This is a genomic window from Streptomyces beijiangensis, from assembly GCF_017315755.1.
Classification (GTDB): Bacteria; Actinomycetota; Actinomycetes; order Streptomycetales; family Streptomycetaceae; genus Streptomyces; species Streptomyces beijiangensis.
The window spans coordinates 1-278 of the sequence record NZ_JAFLRJ010001413.1; the positions used below are offsets into that span (position 1 = coordinate 1).

The 278-nt window shown below is 43.5% G+C and carries 1 protein-coding gene; it reads left to right on the plus strand.

Annotated features, from left to right (window positions below):
- Positions 1 to 264, plus strand: a 264-nt coding sequence (locus tag J0695_RS46475) for a hypothetical protein (protein WP_206970063.1), incomplete at its 5' end; no start/stop codon positions are given.
- Positions 265 to 278: the final 14 nt, after the last annotated feature.

Here is a 278-nt window from a genome sequence, read left to right on the forward strand (position 1 = left end):
GTGACTGATGCGATTATCGGAGGCGTTTTTCTAATGATCGCAGTTATTGCGGGAGTCATAATTACGAAGGTGACTGTAAAATCGTATGAGAAGAGCCATTGTAGTTGGGATTACGAATGGTTTCCCGTGGTGCTTGCTGTTTGTTTTTTAGTGGTTACTCCGGGAGGATTCGGTATTTATGCGATCTCAGAAGGTATTAAAGCGCTAATCAATCCGGAATACTACGCGATCAAGGAAATTCTCGACACGATCGGAGGCAAGTGATCGAATGTTTAAGC